The sequence below is a fragment of the Enterobacter sp. RCC_40 genome, assembly GCF_041360735.1.
GTDB classification, from domain to species: Bacteria; Pseudomonadota; Gammaproteobacteria; order Enterobacterales; family Enterobacteriaceae; genus Enterobacter; species Enterobacter ludwigii.
Window position 1 is genome coordinate 65,338 of the sequence record NZ_JBFUPR010000001.1, and the last position, 19,482, is coordinate 84,819.

17 protein-coding genes are annotated in these 19,482 nt (G+C 54.0%); 15 read left to right on the top strand and 2 right to left on the bottom strand.

Annotated elements, in window-relative coordinates; genetic code table 11:
* Nucleotides 1–69 precede the first annotated feature (69 nt).
* From AB6731_RS00325 to AB6731_RS00335, 3 genes are all read left to right on the top strand, one after another.
* Nucleotides 70–564 carry a YfbU family protein gene (locus AB6731_RS00325; RefSeq protein ID WP_020883140.1) on the top strand — a complete coding sequence of 165 codons (495 nt, stop codon included), beginning with the start codon at nt 70–72 and terminating at the stop codon, nt 562–564.
* 11 nt (nt 565–575) lie between these two features.
* Nucleotides 576–1,235: a sugar phosphatase gene (locus AB6731_RS00330; protein ID WP_047356572.1), complete on the top strand. Its 660-nt coding sequence runs from the start codon at nt 576–578 to the stop codon at nt 1,233–1,235.
* A gap of 75 nt (nt 1,236–1,310) precedes the next feature.
* Complete coding sequence (locus tag AB6731_RS00335) at nt 1,311–3,143, top strand: SLC13 family permease (RefSeq protein WP_063214715.1); 1,833 nt, start codon at nt 1,311–1,313, stop codon at nt 3,141–3,143.
* A 40-nt stretch (nt 3,144–3,183) separates the two neighbouring features.
* Here the strand turns inward: AB6731_RS00335 and yfbR are convergent, their stop codons facing one another.
* Both yfbR and alaA read right to left on the bottom strand, forming a co-directional pair.
* Nucleotides 3,184–3,783, bottom strand: coding sequence for a 5'-deoxynucleotidase (yfbR, locus tag AB6731_RS00340; RefSeq protein ID WP_371005734.1), 600 nt, complete (start codon nt 3,781–3,783; stop codon nt 3,184–3,186).
* 93 nt (nt 3,784–3,876) lie between these two features.
* Nucleotides 3,877–5,091, bottom strand: coding sequence for an alanine transaminase AlaA (gene alaA, locus AB6731_RS00345; RefSeq protein ID WP_014171002.1), 1,215 nt, complete (start codon nt 5,089–5,091; stop codon nt 3,877–3,879).
* Nucleotides 5,092–6,032: 941 nt separating this feature from the next.
* On the opposite strand from alaA, the gene lrhA reads away from it, so the two are divergent.
* The 12 genes from lrhA to nuoL all read left to right on the top strand — a co-directional run bounded on the left by lrhA (nt 6,033) and on the right by nuoL (nt 19,473).
* Entirely contained in the window at nt 6,033–6,971 is a 939-nt protein-coding gene (gene lrhA / locus AB6731_RS00350) for a transcriptional regulator LrhA (protein WP_025203584.1), read from the top strand.
* Between the two features lie 630 nt (nt 6,972–7,601).
* Nucleotides 7,602–8,042, top strand: coding sequence for an NADH-quinone oxidoreductase subunit NuoA (gene nuoA / locus AB6731_RS00355; protein WP_014171000.1), 441 nt, complete (start codon nt 7,602–7,604; stop codon nt 8,040–8,042).
* A 15-nt stretch (nt 8,043–8,057) separates the two neighbouring features.
* Nucleotides 8,058–8,732 (top strand): NADH-quinone oxidoreductase subunit NuoB, encoded by a 675-nt coding sequence (nuoB, locus tag AB6731_RS00360; RefSeq protein ID WP_003861482.1) that lies wholly within the window; start codon nt 8,058–8,060, stop codon nt 8,730–8,732.
* Between the two features lie 89 nt (nt 8,733–8,821).
* The gene (gene nuoC / locus AB6731_RS00365) at nt 8,822–10,624 is read left to right on the top strand and encodes an NADH-quinone oxidoreductase subunit C/D (RefSeq protein WP_014170999.1); all 1,803 of its coding nucleotides are present in this window, start codon (nt 8,822–8,824) and stop codon (nt 10,622–10,624) included.
* 2 nt (nt 10,625–10,626) lie between these two features.
* Entirely contained in the window at nt 10,627–11,127 is a 501-nt protein-coding gene (nuoE, locus tag AB6731_RS00370) for an NADH-quinone oxidoreductase subunit NuoE (RefSeq protein WP_014170998.1), read from the top strand.
* Nucleotides 11,124–12,461: an NADH-quinone oxidoreductase subunit NuoF gene (gene nuoF / locus AB6731_RS00375; RefSeq protein ID WP_014170996.1), complete on the top strand. Its 1,338-nt coding sequence runs from the start codon at nt 11,124–11,126 to the stop codon at nt 12,459–12,461. Before nuoE ends, nuoF begins: the two co-directional genes overlap by 4 nt.
* Nucleotides 12,462–12,514: 53 nt before the next feature.
* Nucleotides 12,515–15,241 (top strand): NADH-quinone oxidoreductase subunit NuoG, encoded by a 2,727-nt coding sequence (gene nuoG / locus AB6731_RS00380; protein WP_371005735.1) that lies wholly within the window; start codon nt 12,515–12,517, stop codon nt 15,239–15,241.
* Entirely contained in the window at nt 15,238–16,215 is a 978-nt protein-coding gene (nuoH, locus tag AB6731_RS00385) for an NADH-quinone oxidoreductase subunit NuoH (RefSeq protein ID WP_014170994.1), read from the top strand. Before nuoG ends, nuoH begins: the two co-directional genes overlap by 4 nt.
* A gap of 13 nt (nt 16,216–16,228) precedes the next feature.
* Nucleotides 16,229–16,771: an NADH-quinone oxidoreductase subunit NuoI gene (gene nuoI, locus AB6731_RS00390; protein WP_003861491.1), complete on the top strand. Its 543-nt coding sequence runs from the start codon at nt 16,229–16,231 to the stop codon at nt 16,769–16,771.
* Between the two features lie 10 nt (nt 16,772–16,781).
* Nucleotides 16,782–17,336 carry an NADH-quinone oxidoreductase subunit J gene (gene nuoJ, locus AB6731_RS00395; protein ID WP_014170993.1) on the top strand — a complete coding sequence of 185 codons (555 nt, stop codon included), beginning with the start codon at nt 16,782–16,784 and terminating at the stop codon, nt 17,334–17,336.
* Nucleotides 17,333–17,635: an NADH-quinone oxidoreductase subunit NuoK gene (nuoK, locus tag AB6731_RS00400; RefSeq protein ID WP_003861496.1), complete on the top strand. Its 303-nt coding sequence runs from the start codon at nt 17,333–17,335 to the stop codon at nt 17,633–17,635. The genes nuoJ and nuoK overlap by 4 nt, the downstream gene beginning before the upstream one ends.
* Nucleotides 17,632–19,473, top strand: coding sequence for an NADH-quinone oxidoreductase subunit L (gene nuoL, locus AB6731_RS00405; protein WP_014170992.1), 1,842 nt, complete (start codon nt 17,632–17,634; stop codon nt 19,471–19,473). The genes nuoK and nuoL overlap by 4 nt, the downstream gene beginning before the upstream one ends.
* The last annotated feature ends 9 nt before the right edge of the window (nt 19,474–19,482 follow it).

The following is a 19,482-nucleotide window of genomic DNA, read 5'->3' on the forward strand; positions in this document are numbered from 1 at the left end:
AAGAAGGCACAGTAACTCACCGTTACCGTGTCTTTTTTTTACAGTGCAATGCGCTACAGGAGTCGAAAGATGGAAATGACCCATGCTCAACGTCTGATTTTGTCCAACCAGTACAAAATGATGACTATGCTTGATCCCGATAACGCTGAGCGCTACAGCCGCCTGCAGACAATCGTCGAACGTGGCTTTGGTTTGCAGATGCGTGAACTGGACCGCGAGTTTGGTGAGATGAAAGAAGAAACCTGCCGCACCGTGATCGACATTATGGAGATGTATCACGCCCTGCATGTTTCCTGGACCAATCTCAAAGATCAGCAGTCCATTGACGAACGTCGCGTCACCTTCCTGGGCTTTGATGCCGCAACGGAAGCGCGTTATCTGAGCTATGTGCGTTTTATGGTGAACACGGAAGGGCGCTATACCCATTTTGACGCGGGCACACACGGCTTCAATGCGCAGACCCCAATGTGGGAAAAATATCAGCGCATGCTGAGCGTCTGGCACGCCTGCCCGCGCCAGTACCATTTAAGTAACAATGAGATTCAACAAATTATTAATGCCTGATGGAGGTGCTTGTGCAGTGTAGAGGTTTTCTGTTTGATTTGGACGGTACGCTGGTGGATTCGCTGCCGGTTGTGGAGCGTTCATGGTGCCATTGGGCGGACAGACATGGCATTGACCATCAGGAAGTACTGAATTTTATCCATGGCAAACAGGCCATAACCTCATTGCGGCACTTCTTAGCAGGACGTTCTGAGGAAGAGATTCAGGCGGAGTTCAGCTATCTTGAGCACATTGAAGCCACCGACACGGATGGCATCACAGCGCTGCCGGGGGCGCGTGAACTGCTTGAACATCTGAACGAAGCACAAATCCCGTGGGCGATCGTCACCTCCGGCTCGGTGCCCGTTGCCCATGCCCGCCACAAGGCCGCAGGGTTACCGACGCCCGAAGTGTTTATCACGGCAGAGCGCGTGAAGCGCGGCAAGCCTGAACCGGATGCCTTTTTGCTCGGTGCCGAACTGCTTGGCCTGGCACCAGCCGATTGTGTGGTGGTGGAGGATGCGGCAGCAGGCGTACTGGCGGGGTTGAACGCCGGAAGCCACGTCATCGCCGTTAATGTTCCGGCGGGTTCACCCCGCCTGAACGAGGCGGATCTGGTGCTTAACACGCTGACGGCCATTAACGTTGCGAAGGCACCGGACGGAGTTGTAACCGTCTCGCTTAAAATGTAATCCCATGATATAGCCCCACATTGTTGGGGCTTTTTTATGGCAAAATTTTGTCTCCTCCACTGACAAGGATATGTTGTGAACGGTGAACTGATTTGGGTCCTGAGCCTGCTTTTAATCGCCATCCTTCTCTTTGCCTCAGGCAAGGTGCGCATGGATGCCATCGCCTTGTTTGTCATCGTTGCCTTTGTGCTGAGCGGTACGCTCACGCTGCCGGAGGCTTTCTCCGGATTTAGTGATCCCAACGTTATCCTGATTGCCGCCCTGTTTATTATTGGCGACGGGCTGGTGCGCACTGGCGTGGCGACCATTATGGGGTCGTGGCTGGTCAAGGTGGCCGGCAACAGCGAAACCAAAATGTTGATCTACCTGATGCTGACGGTTGCCGGGCTGGGGGCGTTTATGAGCTCCACGGGCGTCGTCGCCATCTTTATCCCGGTGGTGCTGAGCGTCTCCATGCGGATGCAAACCTCGCCGTCGCGCCTGATGATGCCTCTGAGCTTTGCCGGGCTTATTAGCGGGATGATGACGCTGGTGGCGACCCCGCCGAACCTGGTCGTCAACAGTGAGCTTATCCGCGAAGGGTTTGAAGGCTTTAGCTTTTTCAGCGTGACCCCACTTGGACTGGTGATTCTGGTGCTGGGTGTGGTCTACATGCTGTTAACTCGTTTTGCCCTGAAGGGGGAAAAACAGGATAAAAGCAAAGACGGCTGGAAACGACGGACTTTCCGCGATCTGATCAAAGAGTACCGTCTGACCGGGCGGGCGCGCCGTCTGGCTATCCGCCCCGGCTCGCCCCTCATTGGCCAGCGTCTTGACGACCTGAAGCTGCGCGAGCGCTATGGCGCGAACGTGATCGGCGTAGAGCGCTGGCGTCGTTTTCGGCGGGTGATTGTTAACGTCAACGGGGTGTCGGAATTCCGTGCACGCGACGTTTTGCTGATTGATATGTCCACCGCCGATGTCGATTTGCGCGAGTTTTGCAGTGAACAGTTGCTGGAACCCATGGTGCTACGTGGGGAGTATTTTTCAGACCAGGCGCTGGATGTCGGCATGGCCGAAGTGTCGCTGATCCCGGAATCAGAATTACTGGGTAAAACCGTGCGCGAAATCGGCTTCAGGACCCGCTATGGGCTAAACGTGGTGGGCTTAAAGCGTGATGGCGTGGCGATGGAAGGGGCGGTAGTGGATGAGCCTATCCTGCTCGGTGATATCTTCCTGGTCGTCGGCAACTGGAAACTGATCGGTCAGCTCGGGCAGAAAGGCCGCGACTTTGTGGTACTTAATATGCCGGTTGAAGAGAGCGATGCTTCTCCGGCGCACAGCCAGGCACCGCATGCGATTTTTTGCCTGGTGTTGATGGTCGCACTGATGCTGACTGACGAAATTCCAAACCCCATTGCGGCCATTATCGCCTGTCTTCTGATGGGGAAATTCCGCTGTATTGATGCCGAAAGCGCCTACAAAGCCATTCACTGGCCGAGCATCATTCTGATTGTCGGAATGATGCCTTTTGCCCTGGCGTTACAAAAAACCGGTGGGGTGGATTTGATCGTCAAGGGACTCATGGACGCAGGCGGTGGATACGGGCCTTACATGATGCTGGTCTGCCTGTTTATCATGTGCGCCACGATAGGCCTGTTTATCTCCAATACGGCCACGGCCGTCCTGATGGCACCCATTGCACTGGCGATGGCGAAATCAATGGGGGTTTCGCCGTACCCGTTTGCCATGATCGTCGCTATGGCGGCATCTGCAGCGTTTATGACTCCGGTCTCGTCACCGGTCAATACGCTAGTGCTTGGCCCGGGAAATTACAAATTCAGTGATTTTGTGAAGATAGGCGTGCCCTTCACCGTGCTGGTGATGATGGTGTGCGTGATACTGATCCCCGTGCTGTTCCCGTTTTAAACCCTGATGCCGGGTGGCGATGTCGCGACCCGGCATACCGTCAGAGAGGGGAGTCCTGACTGATCTCGTCCAGCGACAAATGGAAGCTCGGCACAAACACCTGCATGAAATAATCCATCTCTTCGCTGCGGCGTGATTCCAGCGTTTTTTCCAGACGCGTTTTCGCCAGCAGAAATTCGTTATTCCCCGCGGACAGCTCTTCCAGACATTTCAGGTAAGCGCATAGCGCATCCGCCTGCTTAACCAGCAATTTTTCCTCTTCCGTGTACTGATGCTCATCAATCAGCGGCTCAAAAATATCGCGCAGCTCGTCCGGCACCATGTCGATCAGTTTCTGCTGAGCAATCTTCTCAATGGCCTTATATTCCTGGGCTATCTGCGAGTTGAAATATTTCACGGGTGTCGGTAAATCCCCGGTCAGCACTTCCGAGGCATCGTGATACATCGCCAGCAGGGCAATACGTTCAGCGTTAACCTCCCCGTTGAATTTACGGTTTTTAATGGCAGCCAGAGCGTGAGCGACCATCGCAACCTGCAGACTGTGCTCCGACACATTCTCGGTGCGGACATTGCGCATCAGCGGCCAGCGGTTGATCAGTTTTAGGCGGGAGAGGTGGGCAAAGAAATGACTCTGACTCATAGGTTACCTTTTGTCTTCACTGCGACAGACTTCATTGTGCGGGGAGGGGAGGCAAGATGCAAATCAGGCTACCGGAGTAGCCTGATTTTAAGATTACTGGTGGTAACCTGAGAGGAAACGTCCAAAGCGGCTGATGGCCATCTCGAGGTCATCTTCACGCGGCAGGGTAACGATACGCACGTGATCCGGCCACGGCCAGTTAAAGGCGGTACCCTGAACCAGCAGCACTTTTTCCTGCAGCAGGAAATCGAGCACCATCTTCTGGTCGTCATGAATATTAAAGCGTTTCGCGTCGATTTTCGGGAACATGTAGAGCGCGCCGTTCGGCTTCACGCAGGAGACGCCTGGAATATCGTTGATAAGCTCCCACGCGCGGTTACGCTGCTCATATAAACGCCCGCCCGGCACGATAAACTCGCTGATGCTCTGATAGCCGCCGAGTGCGGTCTGGATAGCATGCTGCGCCGGCACGTTGGCACATAAACGCATAGAGGCGAGCATTTCCAGCCCTTCAATATAGCCTTTCGCATGTTTTTTCGGGCCGTTTAAGACCATCCAGCCCTGACGGAAACCGGCCACGCGGTAGGTTTTAGAGAGACCATTAAAAGTCACGGTCAGCAGGTCCGGAGCCAGTGCGGCGATAGAGTGGTGCTGCGCCGCGTCATACAGGATCTTGTCGTAAATTTCGTCGGCAAAGATGATCAGGTTGTGCTGGCGGGCGATCTCCACGATCTCCATCAGCAGCTCTTTTGAGTAGACCGCGCCCGTTGGGTTGTTCGGGTTAATAATGACGATGCCGCGCGTGCGTGGGGTAATTTTCGCGCGAATATCATCGAGATCCGGGAACCAGTCAGAGGACTCATCGCAAAGATAGTGCACGGCTTTACCGCTGGACAGGGATACGGCCGCCGTCCACAGCGGATAATCCGGCGCGGGAACCAGCATTTCGTCGCCGCTGTTCAGCAGCGCCTGCATGGCCTGCACGATCAGCTCAGAGACGCCGTTGCCGATATAGATATCTTCAACGGTAACATCACGCATATCGCGCGCCTGGTAGTGCTGCATGATGGCTTTTCGTGCAGAGTAAAGTCCTTTTGAATCGCAATAGCCTTGCGCAGTGGGCAGGTTGCGGATCACATCAACCAGAATCTCATCCGGCGCTTCAAAACCAAATGGCGCAGGGTTACCAATGTTGAGTTTCAGAACCTTATTGCCTTCTTCTTCAAGGCGTTTAGCCTCTTTCAGAACCGGGCCACGGATGTCGTAACAGACGTTATCTAGCTTGCTGGATTTTTCGATAGGGGACATGAACCTTTAACCTTTTCGCGATTGTTGCCACTCCCTGCCGTGGAAGTCAGCACGGAATAATGTACTCCCCCCTCGCTTCGTTTTGAAGGGCGGGCAGGAGAAGATTTTGTGTAGTGAATGAAAATGGTGTGAATCTTTTTCGCTATCAACGAACAATTTAACTGACGTAAAGTAAGGTTAATGGTGTAATAATAGGTTTATTGTGCTGTTAAAGAATATAAAATTTGTATATTGTGCTGATAAAAATAAATAATATCCGCAACCTGCGTGGCAGTTACGCTGAGTGACCTTTCGTAAAACCTGAATGCTTCGTTACGTGGCGTTGTAATAGTGTGCATTGGCTAAAAGTTACTCATGTGAAATTAATGTTAAGTGTTATTAATGAATGGCCTTAATCTAAATTAAAATTTATTTATTATTAACCGACAAAATGCAACTTTAGTTAATTTTAATAAAATTAGTTGAGAAGCTTAACAACCCTCATAAATCCGCAATATTGCAATAAGACTTATAAATAAAGTGGATTTGGGTTAAGATGTCTTTCAGGAACGCTGGTCACAGATACATATGTTTTGTATTTGTGGAACAGGTTTTCTGAATTAATTGATTGTTATTGTTAGAGTTATCTCTGGCCGGAATGGGTTAAACATCTCCTGCTACGTTGACAGCACTGCGAGAAAGATGGCAGAAAGGGTGTATCACCCTTAATGGAATTTACATAAACCTGCAAACATCTAAATATCCTGAACGTTTAAGAGAATAAAAATAACGTCATGAAACGTGCTTTCTGACTGTTGATATTAAAACAGCACAATAACTATCTGTCAGGCAGTCTGCCGGGCCGGGATGCGAGGGAAAACCTTCAGAGGGAATTGCTTAACTGTTACACACACAGCTTCAACCCGGGCAGCTCCGCACGAGCAACCTGAAAGTGAAAAGATATGATAAATGCAAATCGTCCGATAATGAATCTCGACCTCGATCTGCTGAGAACGTTTGTTGCGGTCGCCGATCTCAACACTTTTGCAGCTGCTGCTGCCGCCGTTTGCCGAACCCAGTCCGCCGTTAGCCAGCAAATGCAACGGCTGGAACAACTGGTTGGTAAAGAGCTCTTTGCCCGTCACGGGCGTAATAAGCTCTTAACGGAACACGGTATTCAGCTTCTGGGTTATGCCAGGAAAATACTTCGCTTTAATGACGAAGCATGTATGTCATTAATGTATAGCAACCTGCAAGGGGTGCTAACGTTAGGTGCGTCTGATGAGTCAGCAGACACAATATTGCCATTTCTTCTCAATCGAATTAGTTCGGTTTATCCGAAGCTTGCGCTGGACGTTAGCGTAAAACGAAATGCTTTTATGATTGAGATGCTAAATGAGAATAAGGTCGATCTGGTGGTGACCACGCACCGTCCAGGGCAATTTAATTGCCTGACGTTGCGCACGTCTCCGACGCATTGGTATTGCGCAGCTGAATATGTGCTGCAAAAAGGTGAGCCAATTCCATTGGTATTACTGGATGATCCTAGTCCGTTCCGCGATATGGTGTTGGCGGCGCTCAATGAGGCCAATATTCCATGGCGTCTGGCTTATGTGGCTTCCACATTGCCAGCGGTACGTGCTGCCGTGAAAGCGGGGCTTGGGGTAACGGCCCGTCCGGTCGAAATGATGAGCCCGGATCTGCGCGTACTGGGTAAATCAGATGGTCTTCCTGCTTTGCCTGATACGGAGTATCTGCTCTGCCACAATACGTCCAGCAATAACGAACTGGCGAAAGTCGTGTTCGAGGCGATGGAAAACTACCATAATCCATGGCAGTTCGAACATGTTACCTCCGAAGGGGGGGATGATTCCCTGATCGTTGAAGGGGACTTTGAGTGATCGACAGCTCAAAATTCTGGTAACAATTTGTAAATGTAAAAAAAAGCCACTCACGCGATTTTCGCCTGCAGTGGCTTTTTTTTGGCAGTAATAACCGCGATCACCGCGTGGATTTTCAGGATAGTCGCTATTTATCAGTAAGATAAATGCTTTTGTTCAAATGTTGTGCATTTCCCGTTCAGTCTCCCTCCAGCTCGCCTCGATGTTAATAAAACAGGAAATATGTTGCTGGTTTTTTGGGTGAATTAACAAAAGCGTGTCTCAGATCAAGAAAATACTCCTCTTTGGGGGGAGGAATCGTTGGCAAATCCTGTCAAAATAGGAGGGTTATTTTTTTTACTTCCAAAACGGACACGATTCAACAACATGCATTTGACGTAAACTCAGGTACCCACCAGGGTTAAAGGGCACCAAATGTTAATGAGAATCGCTCGATGTAATTTAATGTGAAGAAACCTTTGTTAAAGTTGACAAAAGGTTATAGAAAGGAGTAAAAAACCCCATCATTTTGCTGTCTACGTCTCATTTCTGACAGTTAGTGTAAGGTTTTTCGTTCCTCCCCATGAATCGATGTGATGCCCATCTGCCAGCAAGAGCAGTGTCGTAGGTATCACTTTTGATGAGTAAGCAATGAGTATGTCAACATCCACAGAAGTCATCGCTCATCACTGGGCATTCGCAATCTTTCTTATTGTAGCCATTGGCCTGTGCTGCCTGATGTTAGTCGGCGGCTGGTTCCTGGGCGGTCGCGCCCGTGCAAGGCACAAGAACACACCTTTCGAATCAGGTATTGATTCAGTAGGTTCCGCTCGCTTACGCCTGTCTGCCAAGTTCTATCTGGTAGCCATGTTCTTCGTCATCTTTGACGTGGAAGCGCTTTACCTTTTCGCATGGTCAACTTCCATCCGCGAAAGTGGTTGGGTGGGCTTTGTCGAGGCCGCAATTTTCATTTTAGTGTTACTGGCCGGTCTGGTTTATCTGGTGCGTATTGGCGCGCTTGACTGGACGCCTGCGCGTTCACGTCGTGAACACATCAACCCGGAAAACAGTATCTCTAATCGTCAGCAGTAACAGCGAGGCAATAAGATGGATTATACGCTCACCCGCATAGATCCTAACGGTGAGAATGACCGTTACCCCCTGCAAAAACAGGAGATCGTAACCGACCCCCTGGAGCAAGAAGTCAATAAAAGCGTGTACATGGGCAAACTCGAGCATGCCATGCACGATATGGTCAACTGGGGTCGTAAGAACTCCATCTGGCCTTACAACTTTGGCCTTTCTTGCTGCTACGTTGAAATGGTGACGTCATTCACTGCGGTGCATGACGTTGCGCGTTTTGGGGCAGAGGTACTGCGTGCTTCCCCACGTCAGGCTGACCTGATGGTGGTGGCAGGTACATGCTTTACCAAGATGGCACCTGTTATTCAGCGTCTGTATGACCAGATGCTGGAGCCAAAATGGGTTATTTCCATGGGCGCATGTGCAAACTCTGGCGGTATGTACGACATTTATTCCGTCGTACAGGGCGTAGATAAGTTTATTCCAGTGGATGTTTACATCCCGGGTTGTCCGCCGCGTCCGGAAGCTTACATGCAGGCGCTGATGCTGCTGCAGGAGTCTATCGGTAAAGAACGTCGTCCGCTCTCCTGGGTGGTTGGCGATCAGGGTGTTTACCGCGCCAACATGCAGTCTGAGCGCGAGCGTAAACGCGGCGAACGTATTGCAGTAACCAATCTGCGTACGCCTGACGAAATTTAATTTGCGCCTGTGGGCATGGAGTAAACCTTCGCATATCACTACTCAAATAGCGCGAAGCCACGCCCTACAGTCACCACGGACCATTTGCAATGGTGAACAATATGACCGACTTAACCGCGCAAGAAGCCGCCTGGCAAACACGGGATCATCTGGATGACCCTGTCATTGGCGAACTGCGCAACCGTTTTGGGCCGGATGCCTTTACTGTTCAGGCGACCCGCACCGGGGTACCCGTTGTTTGGGTGAAGCGTGAGCAATTACTGGAAGTGGTCGATTTCCTCAAGAAATTGCCAAAACCTTACGTCATGCTGTTTGATTTACACGGCATGGATGAACGTCTGCGTACGCACCGCCAGGGTCTCCCTGCTGCGGATTTTTCCGTTTTCTACCACCTGATCTCAATAGACCGTAATACGGATATCATGCTCAAGGTGGCATTGTCTGAAAACGACATGCATCTGCCGACGATCACTAAACTTTTCCCGAACGCTAACTGGTATGAGCGTGAAACCTGGGAAATGTTCGGGATGACCTTCGACGGCCACCCGCATCTGACGCGCATCATGATGCCGCAGACGTGGACCGGCCACCCGCTGCGTAAAGACTATCCGGCACGTGCGACTGAATTCGACCCGTTTGAGCTGACGAAAGCCAAGCAGGATCTGGAGATGGAAGCGCTGACCTTCAAGCCGGAAGACTGGGGCATGAAACGCGGGACGGAAAACGAGGACTTCATGTTCCTCAACCTCGGTCCAAACCACCCCTCTGCGCACGGTGCTTTCCGTATTATTCTTCAGCTTGATGGCGAAGAGATTGTCGACTGCGTACCGGACATCGGTTACCACCACCGTGGTGCTGAGAAGATGGGCGAGCGTCAGTCCTGGCACAGCTACATTCCGTATACCGACCGTATCGAGTACCTCGGCGGTTGCGTAAACGAAATGCCTTACGTGCTGGCCGTTGAGAAACTGGCAGGTATCACCGTACCGGATCGCGTTAACGTCATCCGCGTGATGCTCTCCGAACTGTTCCGTATCAACAGCCACCTGCTGTATATCTCCACGTTCATTCAGGACGTTGGCGCGATGACCCCGGTCTTCTTTGCCTTTACCGATCGTCAGAAAATTTACGATCTGGTAGAAGCCATCACCGGTTTCCGTATGCACCCGGCCTGGTTCCGTATCGGCGGTGTGGCACACGATCTGCCGCGCGGCTGGGAACGTCTGCTGCGTGAATTCCTCGACTGGATGCCAAAACGTCTGGCTTCTTACGAGAAAGCCGCACTGCGTAACACCATCCTGAAAGGCCGTTCCCAGGGCGTTGCAGCCTACGGTGCGAAAGAAGCGCTGGAGTGGGGTACGACAGGTGCGGGTCTGCGCGCAACCGGTATTGATTTCGACGTGCGTAAAGCCCGTCCTTACTCTGGCTATGAAAACTTCGACTTCGAAGTCCCGGTTGGCGGCGGTGTTTCCGACTGCTACACCCGCGTGATGCTGAAAGTTGAAGAGTTGCGCCAGAGTCTGCGCATCCTTGAGCAGTGCCTCAACAACATGCCGGAAGGCCCGTTCAAGGCGGATCACCCGCTGACGACGCCGCCGCCGAAAGAGCGCACGCTGCAACATATCGAAACCCTGATCACCCACTTCCTGCAGGTTTCCTGGGGTCCGGTCATGCCGGCGCAAGAATCCTTCCAGATGATTGAAGCGACCAAGGGTATTAACAGTTACTACCTGACCAGTGACGGCAGCACCATGAGCTACCGTACCCGCGTGCGTACACCAAGCTTTGCGCACCTGCAGCAGATCCCGTCCGCCATCCGCGGCAGTCTGGTCTCCGACCTGATTGTGTATCTGGGTAGTATCGATTTTGTTATGTCAGATGTGGACCGCTAATTATGCACGAGAATCAACAACCACAAACCGAGGCTTTTGAGCTGAGTGAAGCAGAACGTGCCGCCATTGAGCACGAGATGCACCACTACGAAGACCCGCGTGCGGCGTCCATTGAAGCGCTGAAAATCGTACAGAAACAGCGTGGTTGGGTGCCGGATGGGGCGATCTATGAGATCGCAAAAGTGCTGGGCATTCCGGCAAGTGACGTAGAAGGCGTAGCCACGTTCTACAGCCAGATCTTCCGTCAGCCGGTGGGTCGCCATGTGATCCGCTACTGTGACAGCGTGGTCTGTCACATTACCGGTTATCAGGGCATTCAGGCAGCAATTGAGAAAAAGCTCAATATCAAGCCAGGCCAGACCACGTTCGATGGCCGCTTTACGCTGCTGCCAACCTGCTGCCTGGGGAACTGCGACAAGGGGCCGACCATGATGATTGATGAGGATACTCACAGTTATCTGACGCCGGAAGCCATTCCTGACCTGCTGGAGCAGTACAAATGAAAACTGTAATTCGTACTGCTGAAACTCATCCACTGACCTGGCGTCTGCGTGATGACAAACAGCCGGTATGGCTCGACGAATACCAGAGCAAAAACGGCTATGCCGGTGCGCGTAAAGCCCTGGGCGGCATGGCACCGGACGACATCGTCAGTGCGGTCAAAGACGCTGGCCTGAAAGGGCGCGGCGGCGCAGGCTTTTCCACCGGTCTGAAGTGGAGCCTGATGCCAAAAGACGAATCCATGAACATCCGTTACCTGCTGTGTAACGCTGATGAAATGGAGCCGGGCACCTATAAAGACCGCCTGCTGATGGAACAGCTGCCGCACCTGCTGGTGGAAGGCATGCTGATCTCCGCGTTCGCGCTGAAAGCGTACCGGGGTTACATCTTCCTGCGCGGTGAATACATCGAAGCGGCTGAAAACCTGCGTCGCGCCATTGCCGAAGCCACTGAAGCGGGCCTGCTGGGTAAAAACATCCTTGGCACCGGTTTTGACTTCGAGCTGTTCGTGCACACCGGGGCAGGGCGTTATATCTGTGGTGAAGAGACCGCACTGATTAACTCCCTGGAAGGCCGCCGTGCGAACCCACGTTCCAAGCCACCGTTCCCGGCAAGCTCTGGCGTCTGGGGTAAACCGACCTGTGTAAACAACGTCGAAACCCTGTGTAACGTCCCGGCAATCCTCGCCAATGGCGTGGAGTGGTATCAGGGCATCTCGAACAGTAAAGATGCCGGTACCAAGCTGATGGGCTTCTCCGGTCGAGTGAAGAACCCTGGCGTCTGGGAACTGCCGTTTGGCACCACCGCACGTGAAATTCTTGAAGACTACGCTGGCGGCATGCGTGATGGCCTGAAATTCAAAGCCTGGCAGCCAGGCGGTGCAGGGACCGACTTCCTAACCGAGGCCCATCTTGATCTGCCAATGGAATTCGAAAGCATTGGTAAAGCAGGCAGCCGTCTGGGTACGGCGCTGGCGATGGCCGTCGACCACGAGATCGGCATGGTATCGCTGGTGCGTAACCTCGAAGAGTTCTTTGCCCGCGAGTCCTGCGGCTGGTGTACACCGTGCCGTGATGGTCTGCCGTGGAGCGTGAAGATCCTGCGTGCTATCGAACGTGGCGAAGGCCAGCCTGGCGATATCGAGACACTTGAGCAACTGTGTCGATTCCTGGGTCCAGGGAAAACCTTCTGTGCCCACGCACCAGGCGCCGTTGAGCCACTGCAGAGCGCGATTAAATATTTCCGCGACGAATTCGAAGCAGGCATCAAGCAGCCGTTCAGCAATACCCATGCCATCAATGGGATTCAGCCGAACCTGCTGAAAGCGCGCTGGTAAAACAGAATTTTGATTAACGCTCAGTTACGACTGAGCCAACTGGAAGCATGCTAATGGCTACGATTCATGTAGACGGCAAAGAGTATGAGGTCAACGGGGCGGACAACCTGCTGGAAGCTTGTCTGTCGCTCGGCCTTGATATTCCGTATTTTTGCTGGCATCCGGCGCTGGGCAGCGTCGGTGCTTGCCGCCAGTGTGCGGTGAAGCAATATCAAAACGCGGAAGACACGCGTGGTCGCCTGGTGATGTCCTGTATGACGCCAGCCACCGAAGGCACTTTTATTTCGATTGATGACGAAGAAGCCAAACAGTTCCGTGAAAGCGTTGTGGAATGGTTGATGACCAACCACCCGCACGATTGCCCGGTCTGTGAAGAGGGCGGTAACTGCCACCTTCAGGATATGACCGTAATGACCGGTCACAGCTTCCGTCGCTATCGCTTTACCAAACGTACCCACCGCAATCAGGATCTGGGGCCGTTCATCTCTCACGAAATGAACCGCTGCATCGCCTGCTACCGCTGCGTGCGTTACTACAAAGATTACGCAGACGGACAAGATCTGGGCGTGTATGGCGCGCATGACAACGTCTACTTCGGTCGTCCGGAAGACGGTACGCTGGAAAGCGAATTCTCCGGTAACCTGGTCGAGATTTGTCCAACCGGCGTCTTCACCGATAAAACCCACTCCGAGCGTTACAACCGTAAGTGGGACATGCAGTTTGCACCAAGCATCTGCCAGCAGTGTTCGCTGGGCTGTAACACCAGCCCGGGTGAGCGCTATGGCGAACTGCGTCGTATTGAAAACCGTTATAACGGTACCGTTAACCATTACTTCCTGTGCGACCGCGGTCGTTTCGGCTACGGCTACGTGAACCTGAAAGACCGTCCACGTCAGCCCGTTCAACGCCGTGGTGATGACTTCATCACCCTGAACGCTGAACAGGCGATGCAGGGCGCGGCAGATATTCTGCGCCAGTCGAAGAAAGTGATCGGTATCGGCTCCCCGCGCGCCAGCATCGAAAGTAACTTCGCGCTGCGTGAGCTGGTTGGGGCGGAAAACTTCTACACCGGTATCGCTCAGGGCGAGCAGGAACGTCTGCAGCTGGTACTGAAAGTGCTGCGTGAAGGCGGTATTCATACCCCAGCGCTGCGTGAAATTGAATCTTATGATGCGGTTCTAGTGCTGGGTGAAGATTTGACGCAGACCGGCGCTCGCGCTGCCCTGGCGGTTCGTCAGGCGGTCAAAGGTAAAGCTCGTGAAATGGCGGCGGCTCAGAAAGTGGCTGACTGGCAGATTGCGGCAATCCTCAACATCGGTCAGCGTGCGAAGCATCCTCTGTTTGTGACCAACGTCGACAACACGCGTCTGGACGATATCGCGGCGTGGACCTACTGCGCGCCGGTTGAAGACCAGGCCCGTCTTGGCTTTGCGATTGCTCATGCGCTGGACAGCAATTCTCCGGCCGTTGAAGGTCTCGATCGCGACCTGCAGAACAAGGTTGATGTGATTGTTCAGGCCCTGGCGGGTGCGAAGAAACCCCTGATTGTTTCCGGGACTAACGCCGGTAGCGCGGAGATCATTCAGGCTGCCGCGAACGTGGCTAAAGCGCTGAAAGGCCGTGGTGCAGACGTTGGCGTGACCATGATTGCCCGTGCGGTGAACAGCATCGGTCTGGGAATGATTGGCGGTGGCTCTCTGGAAGCTGCGTTAAGCGAACTGGAATCCGGTGCTGCTGACGCCGTTGTGGTGCTGGAAAACGACCTGCATCGCCATGCTTCTGCCGCACGCGTTGACGCAGCGCTCTCCAAAGCGCCGCTGGTGATGGTTATTGACCATCAGCGCACCGCGATCATGGACAAAGCGCACCTGGTGCTCTCTGCGGCAAGCTTCGCGGAAAGCGACGGTACGGTTATCAACAACGAAGGCCGCGCACAGCGTTTCTTCCAGGTGTATGACCCGGCGTACTACGACAGCAACACCGTAATGCTGGAAAGCTGGCGCTGGCTGCACTCTCTGCACAGCACCGTTCAGAGCCGTGAAGTGGACTGGACGCAGCTCGACCATGTTATCGACGCGGTCGTGGAAAAACTGCCTCAGTTGGCTGACATCAAAGATGCGGCTCCTGACGCAAGCTTCCGTATTCGTGGCCAGAAACTGGCGCGTGAGCCGCACCGTTACAGCGGTCGTACCGCGATGCGAGCCAACATCAGCGTTCACGAACCTCGTCAGCCGCAGGATAAAGACACGATGTTTGCCTTCTCAATGGAAGGGAACAACCAGCCGTCTGCACCGCGCTCTCAGGTTCCGTTCGCATGGGCACCAGGCTGGAACTCCCCGCAGGCATGGAACAAATTCCAGGCTGAAGTGGGCGGCTCTCTGCGCCACGGTGACCCGGGCGTGCGTCTGATTGAAGCTTCCGACACCGGTCTGGACTTCTTCACCACCGTGCCGGCGAGCTTCCAGGCGCAGGAAGGGAACTGGCGTATTGCGCCGTACTACCATCTGTTCGGCAGTGACGAATTGTCCCAGCGTTCTCCGGTATTCCAGAGCCGCATGCCGCAACCGTACATCAAGCTTAACCCGGCAGATGCCGCGAAGCTTGGCGTTAACGCGGGTGCGAACATCGCCTTTAGCTATGATGGCCAGACAATCAGCTTGCCGCTGATTATCTCTGAAAGTCTGACAGCAGGGCAGGTGGGTCTGCCGATGGGTATGCCTGGCATCGCGCCGGTACTGGCGGGTGCGCGTCTTGATAATCTGCAGGAGGCAAAAGCATGAGTTGGTTAACGCCGGATCTTATCGACATCCTGCTGAGCATTCTGAAAGCGATAGTTATCCTGCTGGTGGTCGTCACCTGCGGCGCGTTCATGAGCTTTGGTGAACGTCGTCTGCTCGGTCTGTTCCAGAACCGTTACGGACCGAACCGCGTGGGCTGGGGTGGTTCACTCCAGCTGGTAGCGGACATGATCAAGATGTTCTTTAAAGAGGACTGGATCCCGCGCTTCTCTGACCGCGTGATCTTTACTCTGGCACCGATGATCGCCTTTACCTCGCTGCTGCTGGCGTTCGCGATTGTTCCTGTCAGCCCGACCTGGGTAGTGGCTGACCTGAACATCGGCATTCTGTTCTTCCTGATGATGGCAGGCCTCGCCGTGTATGCGGTGCTGTTCGCGGGCTGGTCCAGTAACAACAAATACTCCCTGCTGGGTGCGATGCGTGCTTCTGCGCAGACGCTGAGCTACGAAGTATTCCTGGGGCTTTCCCTGATGGGTGTGGTGGCGCAAGCCGGTTCATTCAACATGACCGACATCGTCAACAACCAGGCTGACATCTGGAACGTTATCCCGCAGTTCTTTGGTTTTATTACCTTTGCTATCGCGGGCGTGGCGGTGTGTCACCGTCACCCGTTTGACCAGCCAGAAGCCGAACAGGAACTGGCCGACGGTTACCACATCGAATATTCCGGTATGAAATTCGGTCTGTTCTTCGTGGGCGAGTACATCGGTATTGTCACCATTTCCGCGTTGATGGTAACGCTGTTCTTTGGTGGCTGGCATGGCCCGTTCTTACCGCCGTTCATCTGGTTCGCGCTGAAAACCGCGTTCTTCATGATGATGTTCATTTTGATTCGCGCAGCGTTACCGCGTCCGCGTTATGACCAGGTAATGTCCTTCGGCTGGAAAGTGTGCCTGCCGCTGACGCTCATCAACTTGCTGGTAACGGCGGCTGTCATTCTCTGGCAGCAGCCATAAGGGGCTATAGACCATGACCTTAAAAGAATTATTGGTAGGTTTCGGCACTCAGGTACGCAGTATCTGGATGATCGGCCTGCACGCGTTTGCCAAACGCGAAACCCGGATGTACCCGGAAGAGCCGGTATATCTGCCGCCGCGCTACCGTGGCCGTATCGTGCTGACGCGCGATCCGGACGGTTCAGAGCGCTGCGTTGCCTGTAACCTGTGTGCGGTAGCGTGTCCGGTGGGCTGTATCTCTCTGCAGAAAGCAGAGACGGTAGATGGCCGCTGGTATCCTGAGTTCTTCCGCATCAACTTCTCACGCTGCATTTTCTGCGGTCTGTGTGAAGAAGCGTGCCCAACCACGGCGATTCAGCTGACCCCGGACTTCGAACTGGGTGAGTATAAGCGTCAGGACCTGGTGTACGAGAAAGAGGATCTGCTGATTTCCGGTCCGGGCAAATACCCGGAATATAACTTCTACCGGATGGCGGGTATGGCAATCGACGGCAAAGATAAGGGCGAAGCAGAGAACGAAGCTAAGCCTATCGACGTCAAGAGCCTGTTACCGTAAGGAGAGGGCAATGGAATTCGCTTTTTATATCTGTGGCCTTATCGCCATCCTGGCTACGCTGCGAGTGATTACGCACACCAATCCGGTGCATGCGCTGCTGTACTTAATTATCTCGCTGCTGGCTATTTCCGGGGTGTTCTTTGCGCTGGGCGCGCACTTTGCTGGTGCGCTGGAGATCATCGTCTACGCCGGGGCCATCATGGTGCTGTTCGTCTTCGTGGTGATGATGCTGAACCTGGGCGGCTCTGAAATTGAGCAGGAACGTCAGTGGTTAAAACCGCAGGTCTGGATTGGCCCGGCGATCCTGTCGGCCATCATGCTGGTGGTCATTGTTTACGCCATTCTGGGTGTGAATGATCAGGGCATCGACGGCACGCCAATCGGCGCTAAAGAGGTGGGTATTACGCTGTTTGGCCCATACGTCCTGGCGGTTGAACTGGCCTCTATGCTGCTGCTGGCGGGCCTGGTTGTTGCCTTCCACGTTGGCCGCGAAGAGCGTGCTGGTGAGTTGCTGAGCAACCGCACTGACGACCGCGCGAAAAGAAAAACGGAGGAACGCGCATGATCCCCTTAACACATGGACTGATCCTCGCTGCGATTTTATTCGTTCTGGGCTTAACCGGTCTGGTTATCCGCCGCAATCTGCTGTTTATGCTGATCGGTCTGGAAATCATGATTAACGCCTCCGCGCTGGCCTTCGTGGTCGCCGGAAGCTACTGGGGCCAGACCGATGGTCAGGTGATGTACATTCTCGCCATCAGCCTCGCGGCTGCCGAAGCGAGTATTGGCCTGGCGCTGTTACTGCAGCTCCATCGTCGCCGCCAGAACCTGAACATCGATTCAGTAAGTGAGTTGCGTGGATGAACATGCTTGCCTTAACCATTATTTTTCCGCTGATTGGCTTCGTGCTGCTGGCGTTTTCTCGTGGCCGCTGGTCTGAGAATCTGTCCGCCACCGTCGGCATGGGCTCTGTGGGTCTGGCTGCGCTGGTAACAGCGTATGCGGGTATCGACTTCTTTAATAACGGGCGTCAGGCCTTCAGCGTACCGCTGTGGACCTGGATGTCGGTCGGTGATTTCAACATCGGTTTCAACCTGGTGCTGGATGGTCTCTCTCTGACCATGCTCTCCGTGGTGACCGGCGTGGGCTTCCTGATCCACATGTTTGCCTCCTGGTATATGCGCGGTGAAGAGGGTTACTCCCGCTTCTTCGCCTACACCAACCTGTTTATCGCGAGCATGGTTGTTCTGGTGCTGGCCGATAACCTGCTGTTGATGTATCTCGGCTGGGAAGGCGTGGGTCTCTGCTCTTATCTGCTGATCGGCTTCTACTATACCGATCCGAAGAATGGCGCAGCGGCCATGAAAGCGTTTGTCGTGACCCGTGTGGGTGACGTATTCCTCGCCTTCGCGCTGTTCATTCTCTACAACGAACTGGGCACGCTGAATTTCCGCGAAATGGTGGAACTGGCGCCAGCGCACTTCGCTGCCGGCAATGACATGCTGTGGTGGGCAACGCTGATGCTGCTGGGTGGTGCCGTGGGTAAATCCGCGCAGCTGCCGTTGCAGACATGGCTGGCCGACGCGATGGCAGGTCCAACGCCTGTCTCCGCGCTGATCCACGCCGCAACCATGGTTACCGCTGGGGTCTACCTGATTGCGCGTACGCATGGTCTGTTCCTGATGACGCCGGAAATTCTGCATCTGGTGGGTATTGTTGGTGCGGTAACGCTGGTGCTGGCAGGCTTTGCCGCGCTGGTGCAAACCGACATCAAACGCGTTCTCGCGTACTCCACCATGAGCCAGATTGGTTATATGTTCCTGGCACTGGGTGTTCAGGCATGGGACGCAGCCATTTTCCACCTGATGACGCACGCGTTCTTTAAAGCGCTGCTGTTCCTCTCATCCGGTTCCGTGATTCTGGCCTGCCACCACGAGCAGAACATCTTCAAGATGGGCGGACTGCGTAAGTCCATTCCGCTGGTTTATGTCTGCTTCCTGGTGGGCGGCGCGGCGCTGGCGGCACTGCCGCTGATTACCGCGGGCTTCTTCAGTAAGGACGAAATCCTTGCCGGTGCCATGGCCAATGGTCATATCAATCTGATGGTTGCGGGTCTGGTCGGTGCGTTCATGACCTCCCTGTATACCTTCCGTATGATTTTCATCGTATTCCACGGTAAAGAACAAATTCACGCTCACGCAGGGAAGGGGATTACTCATCACCTGCCGCTGATTGTGCTGCTGGTACTCTCCACCTTCGTTGGCGCACTGATTGTGCCACCGCTGCAGGGCGTACTGCCGGACACCACCGAGCTTGAGCACGGTCGCGTTCTGACGCTTGAAATCACCTCGGGTGTGGTCGCTATCGCGGGCATCCTGATCGCAGCATGGCTGTGGCTGGGCAAACGTACGCTGGTGACCGCCGTTGCCAACAGTGCGCCAGGCCGCCTGCTGGGGACCTGGTGGTACAACGCGTGGGGCTTCGACTGGCTGTACGACATGATCTTCGTCAAGCCGTTCCTGGGCATTGCGTGGCTGCTGAAACGCGATCCGCTGAACTCCCTGATGAATATCCCGGCGATCCTTTCCCGCTTTGCAGGTAAAGGCCTGCTGTTCAGCGAGAACGGTTACCTGCGCTGGTATGTGGCGTCCATGAGCATCGGTGCGGTTGTCGTGCTGGCGCTGCTGATGGTGTTGCGTTGATCGTTAAGT